The organism is Bacillus sp. MT(2024) (assembly GCF_036362845.1).
Lineage (GTDB): Bacteria > Bacillota > Bacilli > Bacillales > Bacillaceae > Bacillus > Bacillus velezensis.
Map to the genome: position 1 here is coordinate 2,003,510 of NZ_CP143632.1, position 15,962 is coordinate 2,019,471.

At 46.7% G+C, this 15,962-nt stretch carries 13 protein-coding genes; 4 read left to right on the forward strand and 9 right to left on the reverse strand.

Annotation, left to right across the window (positions count from 1 at the left end):
• Positions 1–372: 372 nt before the first annotated feature.
• The gene (locus VP472_RS09540) at positions 373–1,239 is read right to left on the reverse strand and encodes a LysR family transcriptional regulator (protein WP_146276970.1); all 867 of its coding nucleotides are present in this window, start codon (positions 1,237–1,239) and stop codon (positions 373–375) included.
• 118 nt (positions 1,240–1,357) lie between these two features.
• Here VP472_RS09540 and VP472_RS09545 point away from each other — a divergent pair, with 118 nt between their 5' ends.
• Positions 1,358–2,338: a zinc-binding dehydrogenase gene (locus VP472_RS09545; RefSeq protein WP_146277474.1), complete on the forward strand. Its 981-nt coding sequence runs from the start codon at positions 1,358–1,360 to the stop codon at positions 2,336–2,338.
• Between the two features lie 26 nt (positions 2,339–2,364).
• Here the strand turns inward: VP472_RS09545 and VP472_RS09550 are convergent, their stop codons facing one another.
• The 3 genes from VP472_RS09550 to gltB form a co-directional block, all read right to left on the reverse strand.
• Positions 2,365–2,517 (reverse strand): hypothetical protein, encoded by a 153-nt coding sequence (locus tag VP472_RS09550; protein WP_153986667.1) that lies wholly within the window; start codon positions 2,515–2,517, stop codon positions 2,365–2,367.
• A gap of 195 nt (positions 2,518–2,712) precedes the next feature.
• On the reverse strand, positions 2,713–4,194 hold the full coding sequence (gltD, locus tag VP472_RS09555) for a glutamate synthase small subunit (protein WP_146276972.1): 1,482 nt from the start codon (positions 4,192–4,194) through the stop codon (positions 2,713–2,715).
• Positions 4,195–4,210: 16 nt separating this feature from the next.
• Positions 4,211–8,770 carry a glutamate synthase large subunit gene (gene gltB / locus VP472_RS09560; RefSeq protein WP_146276974.1) on the reverse strand — a complete coding sequence of 1,520 codons (4,560 nt, stop codon included), beginning with the start codon at positions 8,768–8,770 and terminating at the stop codon, positions 4,211–4,213.
• A 145-nt stretch (positions 8,771–8,915) separates the two neighbouring features.
• Here gltB and VP472_RS09565 point away from each other — a divergent pair, with 145 nt between their 5' ends.
• Positions 8,916–9,818 (forward strand): glutamate biosynthesis transcriptional regulator GltC, encoded by a 903-nt coding sequence (locus VP472_RS09565; RefSeq protein ID WP_003153836.1) that lies wholly within the window; start codon positions 8,916–8,918, stop codon positions 9,816–9,818.
• Between the two features lie 60 nt (positions 9,819–9,878).
• On the opposite strand, the gene proB is transcribed toward VP472_RS09565, so the two are convergent.
• The 4 genes from proB to VP472_RS09585 all read right to left on the reverse strand — a co-directional run bounded on the left by proB (position 9,879) and on the right by VP472_RS09585 (position 13,421).
• The gene (gene proB, locus VP472_RS09570; protein ID WP_146276976.1) at positions 9,879–10,997 is read right to left on the reverse strand and encodes a glutamate 5-kinase; all 1,119 of its coding nucleotides are present in this window, start codon (positions 10,995–10,997) and stop codon (positions 9,879–9,881) included.
• 24 nt (positions 10,998–11,021) lie between these two features.
• On the reverse strand, positions 11,022–11,870 hold the full coding sequence (gene proC, locus VP472_RS09575; RefSeq protein WP_014418088.1) for a pyrroline-5-carboxylate reductase: 849 nt from the start codon (positions 11,868–11,870) through the stop codon (positions 11,022–11,024).
• Between the two features lie 176 nt (positions 11,871–12,046).
• A complete protein-coding gene (gene rtp, locus VP472_RS09580) occupies positions 12,047–12,415 on the reverse strand; it encodes a replication termination protein (protein ID WP_003153833.1) in 369 nt (122 codons plus the stop codon).
• 289 nt (positions 12,416–12,704) lie between these two features.
• Positions 12,705–13,421, reverse strand: coding sequence for a 3-ketoacyl-ACP reductase (locus VP472_RS09585; protein ID WP_015417604.1), 717 nt, complete (start codon positions 13,419–13,421; stop codon positions 12,705–12,707).
• Between the two features lie 129 nt (positions 13,422–13,550).
• On the opposite strand from VP472_RS09585, the gene VP472_RS09590 reads away from it, so the two are divergent.
• Both VP472_RS09590 and VP472_RS09595 read left to right on the forward strand, forming a co-directional pair.
• Positions 13,551–13,856 carry a DUF948 domain-containing protein gene (locus VP472_RS09590; protein ID WP_003153826.1) on the forward strand — a complete coding sequence of 102 codons (306 nt, stop codon included), beginning with the start codon at positions 13,551–13,553 and terminating at the stop codon, positions 13,854–13,856.
• Between the two features lie 65 nt (positions 13,857–13,921).
• Positions 13,922–14,683, forward strand: coding sequence for a hypothetical protein (locus tag VP472_RS09595; protein ID WP_146276978.1), 762 nt, complete (start codon positions 13,922–13,924; stop codon positions 14,681–14,683).
• 31 nt (positions 14,684–14,714) lie between these two features.
• On the opposite strand, the gene VP472_RS09600 is transcribed toward VP472_RS09595, so the two are convergent.
• Positions 14,715–15,962, reverse strand: coding sequence for an RbtT/DalT/CsbX family MFS transporter (locus tag VP472_RS09600; RefSeq protein WP_146276980.1), 1,248 nt, complete (start codon positions 15,960–15,962; stop codon positions 14,715–14,717).

Here is a 15,962-nt window from a genome sequence, read left to right on the forward strand (position 1 = left end):
TATTTTTAATAAAATAAAAAACACACTCATCCCAAAGCAAGGGACGAGTGTGTGTCAGACCCGCAGTTCCACCCAAATTCCCGTCACTTTAAGTGACGGCTCATTTTTGCCGTAACGCGGCTATACGGTATCGGCTTGCTCTCGTTCACCGATACAGCTCAAAAGGCGGTAAGCTCATTCTTCGTGCCGGGAAGGTCTCAGCCGCGCCCCCCCTCTCTGTATGGCCGGTTAAAATGTCTCATGTCCTTATCATTGCAGATTCCTTTATACGAAAAACTTTCTTTTATTATACATAAATTTCCCGAAAAAGAAAGTTTTTTAAGAAAAACCGGAACGAAAAAAAAAATTGGCGTACACAGCTGTCCTGTTTTCTCATTTTCCGTTCGATAATGTTTTTAATCTATTCAGCAGTTCTCCAAACGCCGATGTCATAAATAAATCACTCCGGTAGATGAATGATATATTCATATTCCGAAAATGTTCAGGAAGCTCATGAAGAAAAAGATTTTTCCTGTTTTGAAAATAACGGACGGCTGATGCAGGCAGAAAGGAGACCCCCATCCCCGCCTGCACCGCCCCAATAATGGCTTCCAACGTACCGAATTCAATGATTTTATGTGCGGGCACTGCCTCTTCTTTCAGTATGTTTTTTATTTTGCGGCGGTGCGAACAGCCCGCGGCAAAATACAGAATCGGCTCTCGCAGCAAGTCTTGCAAACTGCCTTCCCGCTTATTTGAAACCAAGACCAATTCTTCTTGAAATACAGCGACTTGCTCAAGATCTTCATATTCGACCGGTCCGTAAACAAAAGCGCCGTCCAGCTCATAGTGTAGAACGCGCTGCACTAAGGTATGTGTATCACCGGTTGACAGCGACAGCTGTACTTTCGGGTAGCGGCTGCAATACTCCGTGAAAAATTGAGGGAGATGGACGGCTGCCGCCGTTTCAAGAGAACCGATTCGAAGCGGGCCGTTCGGATCGCCTGCCTCTTGCGCCGTTTTTTGCGCCTCATGCAGCAATTGAAGGATTCTGTCTGCGTCTTTTAATAAGTTTTCACCTGCTGGCGTCAGCGTCATTCCCCGATTTGTGCGGTAAAAAAGCTGTGTTTGCAATTGCCGTTCCAGCTGCTGAATCCGGTTTGTCACATTTGATTGAACATAATGCAGGCTTTCTGCCGCCTTTGAAATACTTCCTTTGCGGGCGACAGCCTGAAAAATCTTTAAGTCTCCGCTTTCCATGTAAGGGCACCTTCTTGCTATGATTTTTATTGATAGCCGGCTATCAATTTTCATTTATTTACTGCAGCTGATACAGCCTGTAAAATTTTTCTCATCAATCATAAAGGAGAGAAGAATGATGAATGCCCTTATCATACACGAAAATGGCTTTGATTTCAGGCAGGCACCTGACAAAAGGCCGGGGAACGGCGAAGTAAAAATAAAGCTGAAAACAGCCGGATTAAACCATCGTGATTTGTTTTTAATAAAAAAACACGAAACCGGAAACCATGAATTTATTCTCGGTTCAGACGGCGCGGGAATCGTAACCGAAATAGGACACGGCGTCCGGTCTCATTTACTGAATGCAGAAGTCATCATCAACCCGGTGCTGAATTGGAAGACTGTTGAGGACGTACCAGCCGTCCCTGATATTTTAGGCGGTCCGAGCGACGGAACATTTTCACCTTATGTCCTCGTTCCTGCGGAAAATGCCGTTTTAAAACCCGAACACCTGACTTGGGAGGAAGCGGGCGTCCTGCCGTTATCAGCATTAACCGCTTATCGCGCCTTATTTACAAAAGGACAATTAAAAAAAGGCGAACACCTTATCCTTCCGGGCATCGGAAGCGGCGTGGCAACATACGCCTTATTAATGGCAAAAGCTATCGGAGCGACAGTCAGCGTCACCTCCCGCAGTGAAAACAAAAAACAAACCGCACTGTCATACGGTGCAGACCGGGCGATTGACAGCTACGGTGACTGGAATGAGGCGCTGAATGGTGAAAAAGCAGATATCATACTTGACGGTGTAGGCCCCGCCTTATTTCAACACTATCTTGACATTATTAAACCGAATGGCCGGATCGTAACATTCGGCGCCAGTTCAGGCGATCAGCTCGGATTTCCCATTCGCTCGCTGTTTTTTCCGCAGATTCATATTCTCGGTACATCAATGGGAAGCAATGAGGAATTCGCGGATATGCTGGAATTGATAAACCGCTGCGGCATCCGTCCCATTATCGACCGCATGTACCCTCTCGGTGAAGCAGCTGCCGCTTTTAACAGGATGCGGGAAGGACGGCAGTTCGGCAATATCGGCTTTCGTGTAGATGTCTAAAAAAAGGAGCGGACCCGTCCGTTTCCTTATTTGTTTATTAGCGTTTCCGCTTGAAATTCAAAATGTTGTTCTTCATCGATTAAAATCTGCCCGCAAATCGACTGCAGACACACAGAGCCCGTCACGTTTTTTAAGGCGTCATAATAAACGGCGGCGATGACTTCCGCCGTCAGCAGCACCGTGATCGACAGCTCAAGGCTTGCAAATCGTCTCAGTCTCCGGAAGAAAACAACCTCTCCACTCTGATAAACAAAATTCCATATTTATCTTCTATTTCCACATTATTCTTATATGACCAATACAGAAGAAGGAGGTTTCATTTCAATACGAAAAACCGGCTGATCCCAGCCGGTTTTATAAATAAACCCCTTTATTTACGGTAAAACAGTGCTCCCCATTAAATAACTGTCGACTTCGCGCGCTGCTTCCCGGCCTTCATTAATCGCCCATACAATCAGGCTTTGGCCCCTTCTCGCATCCCCTGCGGCGAAAACACCGTCAACATTCGTTTTATAATCCCCATATGCCGCCTGAATTTTATGATTTGCCGAATCGACACCGAACTGTTTCAATAATGGCTGTTCTGTTCCTTCAAAACCGATGGCGATGAACACCAGCTGAGCAGGCCAGACTTTTTCTGTACCGGGCAGTTCATGAAATTCATACTTTCCGAATTCGTTTCTGACTTTTTCCATTTGGATGGTGTGGATCTCTTGTAAGCGGCCCTGCTTATCGGCCACCATTTTTGTCGTCTGAATTGAATATTCTCTCGGGTCTTTGCCGAACTTTGCCTGCGCTTCTTCATAGGCGTATTCAAGGGTAAAGACGTGCGGCTGTTCAGGCCACATATTGTCGTTCGTGCGCGTCTGAGGAAGTTTAGGATGTTTCCCGAACTGGTGCACGCTGCGCGCTTTTTGACGCAGCGCGGTTGCCACGCAGTCAGCTCCTGTGTCTCCTCCGCCGATCACGATGACATCTTTCCCTTTAGCGTCTATAAATTGTTTGTCTTTGAAGTTGGAATCTAAATAGCTTTTCGTCGCCAGTGTTAAATAGTCCATCGCATAATGGACGCCTTTTGCTTCCCGGCCTTCAATCAGCAGATTGCGCTGCTTTTGGGCGCCTGTGCACAAAATGACGGCATCAAATTGTTCTTTCAGCTCATCTGCCGTTATGTCGACGCCGATTTCGGTATTTGTCACAAAATCTATACCTTCCTGCGTCAAAAGCTTAATACGGCGTTCGACGACATTTTTCTCAAGCTTCATGCTCGGAATGCCGTACATCAGCAGGCCGCCGGCTCTGTCGGCACGCTCATAGACCGTTACGGAATGACCGGCTTGATTCAGCTGATCAGCGCTTGCCAGACCTGCCGGGCCTGAACCGACGACAGCGACTTTTTTACCTGTTCGTTTCGCTGGAATTCTCGGCTGAATCCATCCATTTTCAAAACCTTTGTCAATGATCGTCCGCTCGATGTTTTTAATTGAAACAGCCGGATCTGAAATGGCCAGCGTACAAGATCCTTCACAAGGAGCGGGACAGACCCGCCCTGTGAATTCAGGAAAGTTATTCGTTTTCAGAAGGCGCTCCAAGGCTTCTTTCCAGCGCCCCCGATAGACGAGGTCATTCCACTCCGGTATCAGATTATAAATCGGGCAGCCGGAGGTAAAACCGTTGATATCAGCGCCGATTTGGCAAAACGGTGTGCTGCAATCCATACACCGCGCCCCCTGCCGCTTTGACGCTTCATCTGAAAATGGAGCCGAATACTCTTTCCAATCCTTTAAGCGAGTGAGAGGGTCCCGCTCAGCCGGTTTTTCTCGTTTTTCTTCCATGAATCCAGTTGGTTTCCCCATGTTCCTCTCCCCTTTCTTACTGTACTACCGCTTGTTTTTGATCTTTAGCAGGCGTTTGGAGGACCTTTGTATTGGCTTCAAAAGCATACATAATTGCGTCTTCTTCTGATAAACCCGCCGCTTTTTGTTCTTCGATGCTGAGGAGCATTTGTTTATAGTTTTTCGGAATGATTTTGATAAAGGTTTCTGCGGCTTTTTCCCAATTGTCCAGGAGATCTGCGGCTTTTTTGCTGTTTGTCAGCGCCGCATGCCGTTTGACCATTTCTTGCACTTCTTTGATCTCCGCCTCATCCGTCAGCTTTTCAAATGAAATCATTTCCATGTTGCATTTGCGTTTAAATGCTTTGGCATCTTCACTCAGGACGTATGCGATACCGCCTGACATTCCCGCCCCGAAGTTTTTGCCGACTTCGCCGAGGACGACAACCCGGCCGCCTGTCATGTATTCACAGCCGTGGTCTCCGATACCTTCTACAACGACATTGACTCCGCTGTTACGGACTGCAAAACGTTCACCGGCGCGCCCGTTAATGTACGCTTCCCCGCTTGTTGCTCCGTAAAATGCGACGTTCCCGATAATAACGTTATCGTGTGTTTCACAATTGAAGGCATCAGGCGCTTTCACGATGATTTTTCCGCCTGAAAGCCCTTTGCCTACGTAGTCATTTGAATCCCCGTTCAAATGAAGCGTCATCCCTTTAGGGACAAATGCTCCGAAACTCTGTCCGGCTGATCCGGTAAAATGAAGTCTGATCGTATCATCCGGCAGGCCTTCCGCTCCGTAGCGTTTAGAAATTTCACTTCCCGTCACGGTTCCGGCTACGCGATTTGTATTATTGATCTTGATTTCAGCTTCCGCTTCCTGACCGGCTTCAATTGCAGCCTGCACCGCCGGAAGAATAACCGTCATATCAAGCGACTCGTCGATTTTATGGTTTTGCGCCGTACGGAAAGTGCGTATGCCTTCAGGCTGGTACAGCAGTGTGGATAAATCAAGCTGTCCCGCTTTCCAATGCGCTTTCGCACGTTCACTGACATGAAGAACGTCTGTCCGTCCGATCATTTCATCAAGCGTCTTAAAGCCTAACTGCGCCATATATTCACGCACTTCTTCTGCGACAAACAGCATGTAATTTACGATATGGTCAGGATCGCCCATGAATTTTTTGCGGAGCTCCGGATTTTGCGTCGCGACACCTACAGGACATGTATCTAAATGGCAGGCGCGCATCATGACGCAGCCGAGAACGACAAGCGGCGCTGTAGCAAAGCCGAATTCCTCCGCACCGAGCAAGGCGGCCATCACGACATCTCGGCCTGTCATCAGCTTACCGTCCGTTTCCAATACTACGCGATCCCGTAAGCCGTTCAGCATCAGCGTTTGGTGAGCTTCTGCAAGACCAAGCTCCCACGGAAGACCCGTATGTTTAATACTCGTTTTCGGCGATGCGCCCGTTCCGCCATCGTAGCCGCTGATGACGATGACATCCGCAGTGCCTTTTGCCACACCGGCCGCAATCGTGCCGACACCGGCTTTTGACACGAGCTTGACGCTGATTCGCGCGCTTCGATTTGCATTTTTTAAATCATGGATCAGCTGCGCCAAATCTTCAATTGAATAAATATCATGGTGAGGAGGCGGTGAGATCAGCCCTACACCTGGTGTAGAACCGCGGACATCCGCGACCCAAGGATATACTTTGTTCCCCGGAAGCTGACCGCCTTCTCCCGGCTTCGCCCCTTGCGCCATTTTGATCTGCAATTCATCCGCATTGACGAGATAATGGCTCTTTACGCCGAAACGGCCGGAAGCGATCTGTTTAATCGCACTTCTTCTGTCGTCGCCATTTTCATCCGGAACGAAACGTTTCGGATCCTCGCCGCCTTCTCCGCTGTTGCTTTTTCCGCCAAGCCTGTTCATCGCTATCGCTAAAGCCTCATGGGCTTCCTTGCTTAATGAACCGAACGACATCGCTCCTGTTTTAAAACGTTTCACGATGGACGCAGCTGATTCAACTTCCTCTAATTTTAAAGGCTTGCGGTCTTCTTTGAAGGCGAACAGATTGCGTAAAAATCCGATTCGTTCTTCATCCGCTGCTTGAGAATACTGCTTAAACAGGCTGTAATCATTTTTTCGGCAGGCCCATTGCAGCGTATGGATGGTTTTCGGGTTGAAAGCGTGGTGCTCTCCCCCGTTCCGCCATTGGAATTCACTTCCCGGATCAAGAGTTTGGCTGTAATCATCCTTGTACGCCGCTTGGTGGCGCTGTTTCGCTTCTTGCGCAATCGTCTCAATATCGATTCCGCCAAGCTGAGATGCAGTACCGGTAAAGTATTTGGCGATAACGTCTTCACCGATGCCGACCGCTTCAAAAATTTGGGCGCCCCTGTAACTTTGCACAGTTGAAATCCCCATTTTTGACATCACTTTCACGACGCCTTCTGTTACGCTCTTTCCGTATTTGCTGACAGCTTCTTCATACGGAATATCAAGCCGGCCTTCATCGATTTCCTGCTTATACGTAGCATAAGTCAAATACGGATTGACAGCATCGGCACCATACCCGATGAGAGCCGCAAAGTGATGAACTTCACGCGCTTCCCCGGATTCAACGATAATGCTTGCTTTTGTTCGCAGGCCTTGACGGATCAAATGCTGATGCAGCGCACTGACGGCCAAAAGCGGCGGAATCGGCGTCAATTCCCTACTCATTGCCCTGTCAGATAAAATTAACAGAGATACGCCTTCCTTGATCGCTTTTTCCGCTTGCTGAAACAAATCCTTCAGGCCTTTTTCCAGGTCATCGGAAAACAGCGTGCGGATGTTCTGGCTCTTAATGTCAGGGTGCACAAGTGTTTTCAGCGCATAAAACTGTTCGTTTGATAATACAGGAGTATACAATTTTATGCGGCGTGCATTTCTTTCACTCGGATGCAGCAGATCGCCTTCAGCTCCAAGCCATGTCACCGTAGAGGTCACAAGCTGCTCGCGGATCGCGTCAATCGGCGGGTTTGTGACTTGCGCAAACAGCTGTTTAAAGTAATGAAACAGTGATTGGGCGCGATCGGATAAAACGGCGAGCGGCGAATCATTTCCCATAGAGCCGAGCGGGTCCTTGCCTTCTTTAATAACAGGAATTAAATACTTCTGAATATCTTCATACGTATATCCGAACGCTTTTTGACGGACGAGAAGATCATCGAATTGTTCCTCTTCCCGGATTTCCGGGTCAGGATTCACTTGAACCAATTCTTCTTCAAGCCATTTTTGATACGGGAATTCATTGGCGATTTCTGTTTTTACTTCTTCATCTGAAATAATCCGGCCTTCCTCTAAGTCAATGAGCAGCATTTTTCCGGGCTCCAGACGTTTTTTATGAAGAATGTTCTCCTGCTCCACTTCAATAACGCCGACCTCAGATGAGAAAATAATATGGTCATCTTTTGTCACATAGTAACGTGCCGGACGCAGGCCGTTACGGTCAAGGATGGCGCCGATCTGTTTTCCGTCCGTAAACGAAATGGCGGTCGGCCCGTCCCACGGCTCCATTAAAGAGCTGTGATATTCATAAAAAGCCCGTTTCGCTTTAGACATGTGAGTGTTTTCCGTCCATGGTTCCGGAATCAGCATCATTGCCGTATGTGCCGGTTTCCGCCCCGCCATCACGAAAAATTCAAACGCATTATCAAGAATGGATGAGTCACTGCCCTCAGCATTTAAAATCGGCAGCACTTTGTGAAGATCGTCTCCGAAGCTTTCTGAAACGAACTGCTGCTCCCTCGCTCTCATCCAATTGATGTTGCCCCGAAGCGTATTGATTTCTCCGTTATGAATCAGATAGCGGTTCGGATGGGCACGTTCCCAAGTAGGAAAGGTATTTGTGCTGAATCTTGAATGCACGAGTGAAAATGCAGATACGAAGGTTTCATCCTGCAAATCCAAATAAAAAGCGTCAACCTGCTCAGGCGTTAACAACCCTTTATAAACAATAGTCTGGCTTGACAAGCTTGCGAAGTAAAAATCAAGCTGTTCTTGAACGCCCCAATTTTCCGCCTGCTTCCGGATGACATACAGTTTGCGTTCAAAAGCAAGGCTGTCTTTCAAATCGTTTGCGGCTCCGATAAATACTTGACGCACATACGGGCAAGTGCTTTGTGCCACTGTTCCGATTTTTCCGACATTTACAGGGACGGTTCTCCAGCCGAGAACAATCTGTCCTTCCTGCTCAATGAATGCATTCACCTGTTTTTCGATCTTTTTTCTTTCCTCTTCATTTTGCGAGAAAAAGACCATTCCTACCCCGTAACGGCCTTTTTCCGGCAGCTTCATTTCTCCGCACTCTTTCTTAAAAAAAGCATCAGGGATCTGAACCATCAGGCCGGCGCCGTCACCCGTATTCGGATCACTGCCCTGTCCTCCTCTGTGATCCAGCTGGCAAAGCATCTTCAGTCCTTTTTTGACAATGTCATGTGAAGGTTTCCCTTTTAAATGGGCATACAAGCCGATTCCGCATGCATCGTGCTCAAATTCCGGACGGTAGAGACCTTGTGCTTTCGGCATTTGATTGTAAGTCATAATTCCTCTCCCCCGATCAGTTTCCGTTAATTATCGGTCATAAAATCTGACAACTTTAAATTAATTGTAAGTTTTCAAAACAATATAAACAATATATAATTTAGATCAAATACATCTCAAAATGAGATAGATGGGTGTGAACGCAATGGAATTACGCCAGCTTCGGTATTTTATGGAGGTAGCAGAACGGGAACATGTGTCAGAAGCGGCTGATCATCTGCATGTCGCACAATCCGCCATCAGCCGGCAGATTGCAAATCTTGAAGAAGAGCTGAAAGTCACTTTATTTGAACGGGAAGGCAGAAATATTAAATTAACGCCGATCGGCAAACAATTTTTAGAACATGTTAAAACGGCGATGAAAGCAATTGATTATGCGAAGGAACAAATTGATGAATATCTTGATCCGAATCGCGGAACCGTCAAAATAGGATTTCCGACGAGCCTTGCAAGCCAGCTTTTGCCGACTGTGATTTCGGCATTTAAAGAGGAATACCCGAACGTTGAGTTTTTGCTCCGCCAGGGTTCTTATAAGTTTTTAATCGAAGCGGTAAGAAACAGAGATATAGATGCTGCGCTGCTCGGCCCCGTTCCCACGGAATTCCCCGACATAACAGGCAATATCTTATTCACGGAAAAGATTTACGCGCTTGTTCCGCTGCATCATCCGCTTGCCAAACAGAAAAATATTCATTTAATTGATCTGCGCGGCGACCAATTCGTTTTATTTCCCGAAGGGTTTATTCTCCGAAACATGGCGATTGACGCTTGCAGACAGGCCGGCTTTGCGCCGCTTGTATCGACGGAAGGCGAGGATTTAGATGCCATTAAAGGATTAGTCTCCGCGGGGATGGGAGTTACTTTATTACCTGAAAGCACCTTTGCAGAAACCACACCCCGGTTCACGGTCAAAATTCCGATTGAATTTCCTCAAGTGAAGCGCACCGTAGGCATTATTAAACCAAAAGGAAGAGAACTGGCTCCGTCTGCAAATGATTTCTATCATTTTGTCATTCAATTTTTCTCCAAACTTGAACAATATCAATAAAAAATAAACCCGAGCTTCAAAACGAAGCCTCGGGCTTTTTCATATTTTTATAGATCTTTCTCAGCCGATCGGAATGGATAGTTCAACGTGGCAGACAAACGCTTCCGGATCAATGACTGATTGATCGGTCTGTTTATGCGGCGTTTCTTTAAAAGTCTTCAGCTGGGCTGAGGAATAGTTGACGATGCCGAGTCCGAGCTCTTCTCCCTGCTGATCAAGCAGCCTGACAACCGCTCCGCTGCTGAATCTGCCTTTAATCTGCTCGATATCCTGCGGTGACAGCTCCATATTTCCGTTCGCGACATCGCGGCTGCTTTTCTTTTCCATCACAATTTCGCCTTCGGGGCCGGAATTAAATGCAAGCCATTGTTCTTTGTGGTTTAACGGCAGGGTTCCTTCCGCTTCAAAATAAGTTCCTTCAGCCGCCTCATCTACCGCTTGAAGCAGAATGTCCGGAATGTTAGCCTGCCCGAGAAAGCCTTTAATACCGGAGGCCATCACAATTTTAAAAGCATCCAGTTTCGAACGCATTCCGCCGGTTCCCATTTCACTCCCGGCATCTCCCGCGCTTGCTTCTATTTCCGGAGTGATGTCACTTACATGTCTGATTCTTTTCGCTTTCGGGTTGCTGCGCGGATTATCATCATATAAACCGTCAATGTCTGATAAAATCACAAGCATGTCGGCATCAATTAAACCTGCCACCTTCGCTGCGAGTGTATCGTTATCTCCGAATTTCAGCCGATTGACTGTGACCGTGTCATTTTCATTAATAATCGGAATAATGCCTCGTTCCAAAAGGACGTTCATCGTATTGCGCACATTATGGTAGCGGTATTCATCGGAAAAGTCGCTTCTTGTAATTAATATTTGTGACGCGACATAACCGTGCGCTAAAAACAGCTTTGAATAAGCTTCCATTAATAATCCCTGCCCGATGGAAGCAGAAGCCTGTTTTTCAGGGAGGCCTTCCGGTTTCTGAATAAACCCGAGCTTCCGATAACCTGCCGCCACTGCGCCGGAAGATATTAAAATCACTTCATAGCCGCTGTCTTTCAGCTGTGCGATTTGATCCACCAATGCTTCCAGCTTTCTTCTGCTGATTTCCCCGTGCAGGCTCGTCAGTGAGCTGCTTCCGATTTTCACCGCGACTCTTTTGATCTTCGTCCGAGACGTCACTGTATCACTCCTGTTTCTTAACGATTATAGTGCTGCCGTTTTTTCAATTGTTTTGCTGATCTCAATAGAACGTTCGGTCGCATGTTTAATGGCTTTGGCAATGGCTTCTCCGCCGCCTTCTGACCTGAGCGCATCGAGGCCGGCTTCCGTCGTGCCGTTTGGAGAGGTGATGTTTTCCCGAAGCACATCCGGTTTTTCACCCGTTTCCATCAGCATTTTAGCAGCGCCCAATAACGTTTGCGCGCCGATTTTGCGGGACAGCCGTTTGTCTAAGCCGGCTTCTTCACCTGCTTTTTCAATAAACTCCATTAAATAATAGAAGTACGCCGGTCCGCTGCCTGCGATGCCGGTGAAAATGTCCATCTGATCTTCCTTGATCACGTACACTTCCCCGAGGCATTCCAAAAGGGATACCGCGGTTTTTGCTGAGCCGTAAGAGACATGGTCTCCGAAAGCCGCAGCTGTTGCCGATTCGCCGATCATGCTGGATGTGTTCGGCATCACTCTTACAACTGGCTGACGGTCATGTAATGATTGTTGTATAAATGAGGTTGTTATGCCTGCCAGAACAGACAGGATGATTTGATGAGGTTGGATACGCCGTTTCAGCGTAGCAAGAGCGATTTCAGCATCCTTCGGTTTCATGGCTAAAATAAAGACATCAATGTCTTCGGTTTTCATGCTGTCAAAAGCAATGCCTTGAATTCCGTATTGATGTTCCAATTCAGCGAGTCGCTCTGTATTGCGGCGGTTTGTCACGCAGATGTTTTGGTTGGGAATTTTTTTTGCGCGGACCATGCCTGATATCATTCCTTCAGCCATTGATCCTGCTCCGATAAAAGCAACTTTCTTTTGATCTAAGATCGGTAACATCTCCCTTGTTCGTATTTTGTTCGTATTTTTCACACGTTTTTTATGTTACCACTTCAGGAGTCGATGTCAAGTTTGAAGGTTTTATTGATATGTATTGTTCCGAGCCTGTTATTATGTATAATGAATCACAGAACAAACCTTTAGAGCCCGGGAGGCCGGATGCGTTCCGGCCGGATTTAAAAATTATCTGAAATGGCTTTTTCTATCAGCTTTTTGCAGCGGTCAAGCTCTGTCTTCAGCTGTTTTTTGTAAAGCTTCGCTGCTTCATAGTCTTTAAATTGATAGAGAACGACTTCCTGGAGTTTGGCTCCCTCCTTTTTCACTTTTACTTGCTTTAAAATCCCGTCATCCAAAAGTTCGTGAAGTGAACGGTACACCTCGGTATGATTCGGCTTAAAACCGATGGGTTTAAATTCCGAACGCAGCACCTCGAGAAGCTTCAGCCCGTAAAGCCGTTCCTGCTCTGTCATTGTAATCATGTAAAGCTTTAAAAAGGCTCTTTGTTTCACTAAAAAACCGGTTGAACTTCTTTTTTCTTCTTTCAATATGTGCACACCCTTCCTTCTAACAAATTATTCCATGTACTAAATATTCTCTTTATATCCCGTTTTCCCTTTTATTGTTCGGACAGTTTGGTTTGTATTGATTTGTTTTTTGGAGGCGGGAAAAATAATCTTAGTGAACATTTGGTACATAGTTTATTTAGTTTAATTATAGCTGATATCGGTTTCTTTTTCACTCTTTTTTCTGCAAAAACGGATCTTTATGCCTATTTAATCGGGTTGCGAAATCAAAAAAAGAAAAGACCCGTCACAAAGACAGGTCCCCTTTTGTTTAAGGATTAGTTGACCACAAACCGGCCGTTTTGATGAAAATGCGCGGATGTAATTTCAATTGAGCAACCATATATTCTGCAAGATCCTCAGGCTGCATGACTTTTTCCGGATTGCCGTCTGTCAGATTTAATTCAATAGACATGTCGCTTGCAACCGTACTCGGAGTCATTGCGCTGACACGGATATTGTGTTTTCTGACTTCCTGCATGAGAGATTCGGTCAGACCGAGAACGGCAAATTTAGAAGCGCTGTACGCACTTGTCGCCGCGGCGCCTCTTTGGCCCGCCGTAGAAGAAATATTAATGATATCTCCTGATTTTCTCTCAATCATTTCAGGAAGAACGGCGCGTGTCACGTGGTATACACCCATTACATTAACTTGAATGATGTCTTCCCACTCTTCAGGCGTAAGATCCAAAAATCCGCCGAATTTGCTGATTCCGGCATTGTTAATCAGGATGTCAACCTCACCGAGTTCTTCTTTAATAGAGGAGACGGCTTGTTCAACCTCTTTTTGGTTTTTTACATCGGCAGCAGCGAATGATGCCTTTACACCAAGGGCTTTCACTTCTTCCGCAACCTTTTCGACATTTGCTTCTGTACGGCCGATTAAACCGATATTGACTCCTTCTTTGGCTAAAGCGATAGCGGCGGCGCGGCCGATTCCTCTGCCCGCACCCGTGATTAGAGCCGTTTTGTTTTGTAAGCTTTCCATGTCTTTCACCCTTTCTGAATGTCCTTATGTACGATTTCACATTATAAGCAGAAAAAAAACAATTAGCAAATAAAATGATTCAACACGATCCGTAAAGGGTATCAACTGAAAAAAAGGAGTGAAAAGCAGATGATCATCATTTTGTATATCAGTGCTGCCGTTGCGGCTGCCGCGTTAATTTATGCAGCCGTATCCGCCGTGCATTTTAAAAGAAACACAGCGCCTGATATAAAGAAGATTAACGCCGCGACAGCGTCTATGCAGACGTCCGTTGAAGAAATCAAAACAGAAACCCGTTTGTTATCACAAAAGCAGAAAGAACTGCAGGAAGACTTTCTTACTAAAAAAACAGCCGTGCAAACGACGGCAGCCGAAGTTAAAGGAACGCCTCACGTCCTGAAAATGCTCTGGAACGCCGGTAAAAGCGGTTTATGAGCCTGCATGTCATCCGACGTTTTTGATGACACTAAGAGAAACTGGCGGATTCAAGGAGGCATAACATGATTTGCGATCGTGAGCGGCTTGCGCATTTTTTGCAGCAGCTTAAAGCATTATCATCTTCGGGAGGATTTACAAAATCGGATTTGCTGACTCCGGAGTTCCATTTAGCCAAGGACGGAGATCTGGATATGTATTATTCGCCTCATAATGAGTATATCAACCCACATGCTGCGGTTGTCATCTCCGGAATTACACCCGGTTTTTTTCAGATGCAGCGGGCTTACAAAAAAGCGGCACAGCTTTTAAAAAACGGCGAATCTCTTGAGGTGATAGCATATGAGACAAAAAAAGCGGCCGGACTTTCCGGTTCCATGAGGCAGCACATCATCGAAATGCTTAATGAATGCGGTCTGCCGGCCGCGCTTCACGTTGAGGATTCATCCCGGTTATTTGATTCAAAACGGGAGCTGCTTCATACGACATCCGTTATTAAACACCCTGTTTTTTATAAACAGAAAAACTATACTGGACATCGGCCGGCAATCAGCAGATCAGCTCTTCTCAGCCGTTACGCGCTGACATGTTTTCCGGATGAAATAGAAATGATGAAAAAGGACATTCTGCTTATCCCTCTCGGTAAAGCAGCAGAATCGGCCTGCCGCATGCTGAAGAAGAACGGCAGAATGGGCCATGCGGTCATTCTGGAAGGCTTCCCGCATCCGTCCGGAGCAAACGGACATCGTTTCAAGCAATTTCACGAAAACCAACAATCGTTACGTGAACAAATTCAGCGGTTTGCCGGGTTTCTTCAGATGCTGTAAAAAAACGCCCCGAATTTTCGGGGCGCTGCTGTTAAGAAGCGTATTCAGGCAATGCTTTATTGTGTTTTGCCGTTTTCTCTTCAGGTATTTTGATTTGATTTGTCAAGATTGCACTTACGAAATAGAGCGCTGCGAAAATCCATACAACGCCTTGTGCGCCGACAAGCCCGATGAACGCCCAGGCAAGCGCGGGACCGACAAATGCCGACAGGCCCGCAGCCAGATTTAACACAGACATGGCAGCACCTTTATTGCTGCCGGCCGCCGTCGGCACGATAGCCCCGATCGGAACGAACCCGGCGAGGAGCCCTCCCCATATAAAACCGACAATGCTGACCAAAAGCAAGTTCCCATGTGATACAACAGGAGCATAATATAATAAAAGAGTAAAAATGCCGCAGCCCACTCCTCCGAACCACATGACGGTCTTTTTCCAGCCGAAGGCATCGCCGACTGCGCCGAATATTAAGTTAAAAACGATATTTCCGAGAAAGATCGTTCCCCAAATTTGAAGCCATACATTTGTAGAAATGCCGTGCTGCGCCATATGCATCGGGAGGAATACCGGAAATCCGTATGTTCCGATGCTGTTAATGATCCGAATGATCCCCCCAGAGAGCACGCGCGGATTTTCAGCAAGGATGGTGATTCCCTTCATTAATTCCTGCGCCTTTTCCCGCTTATCTGCCTTTTTCTTTTCAAAGCGGTCCCTATTTAAAATCAAAGCAAAAAACGCGCCGAGGCATACCCAGAAAATTGAACTCCACAGCGTATTCAAATAGCCGAAGGATTTGATGGCCCAGCTTGAATACCAAGCACCGAATACAAACATCCCGCAGCAATATGCAATCCAGAACCAGCCGACCGCCGTACTGAGCCTGTTTTTCGGCGACCGGTAAATCACCCATGTCAAAAATGAATAGGCAAACAGCGGGTAACCCAGCCCTTTAATAAAATACGTGACATACATCACCGGCAAATTAAGATTCTCAAATCCGTATGCGATAAACGCGGCTGTTCCGATGACGTAAAACAACAGCCCCATAAACATCGTCCGCTTTGCGCCGAAGGCTTCGAGGCAGACCCCTGAAAACCACGACGCCACAGCAAGAGAAATACCGTAAACCGTAAACAAGGATGCTGATTGCTGTACCGTCAAGCCGTTTTCAACTAAAAACGGGCTGAGCCAGCCTTGTTCAAGGCCGTCCCCCATCATAAACAGCACGACCCCTAAAAATCCCCAGGCGAGCTGTTTTGGAATTCCTATTTTATTAAGCAT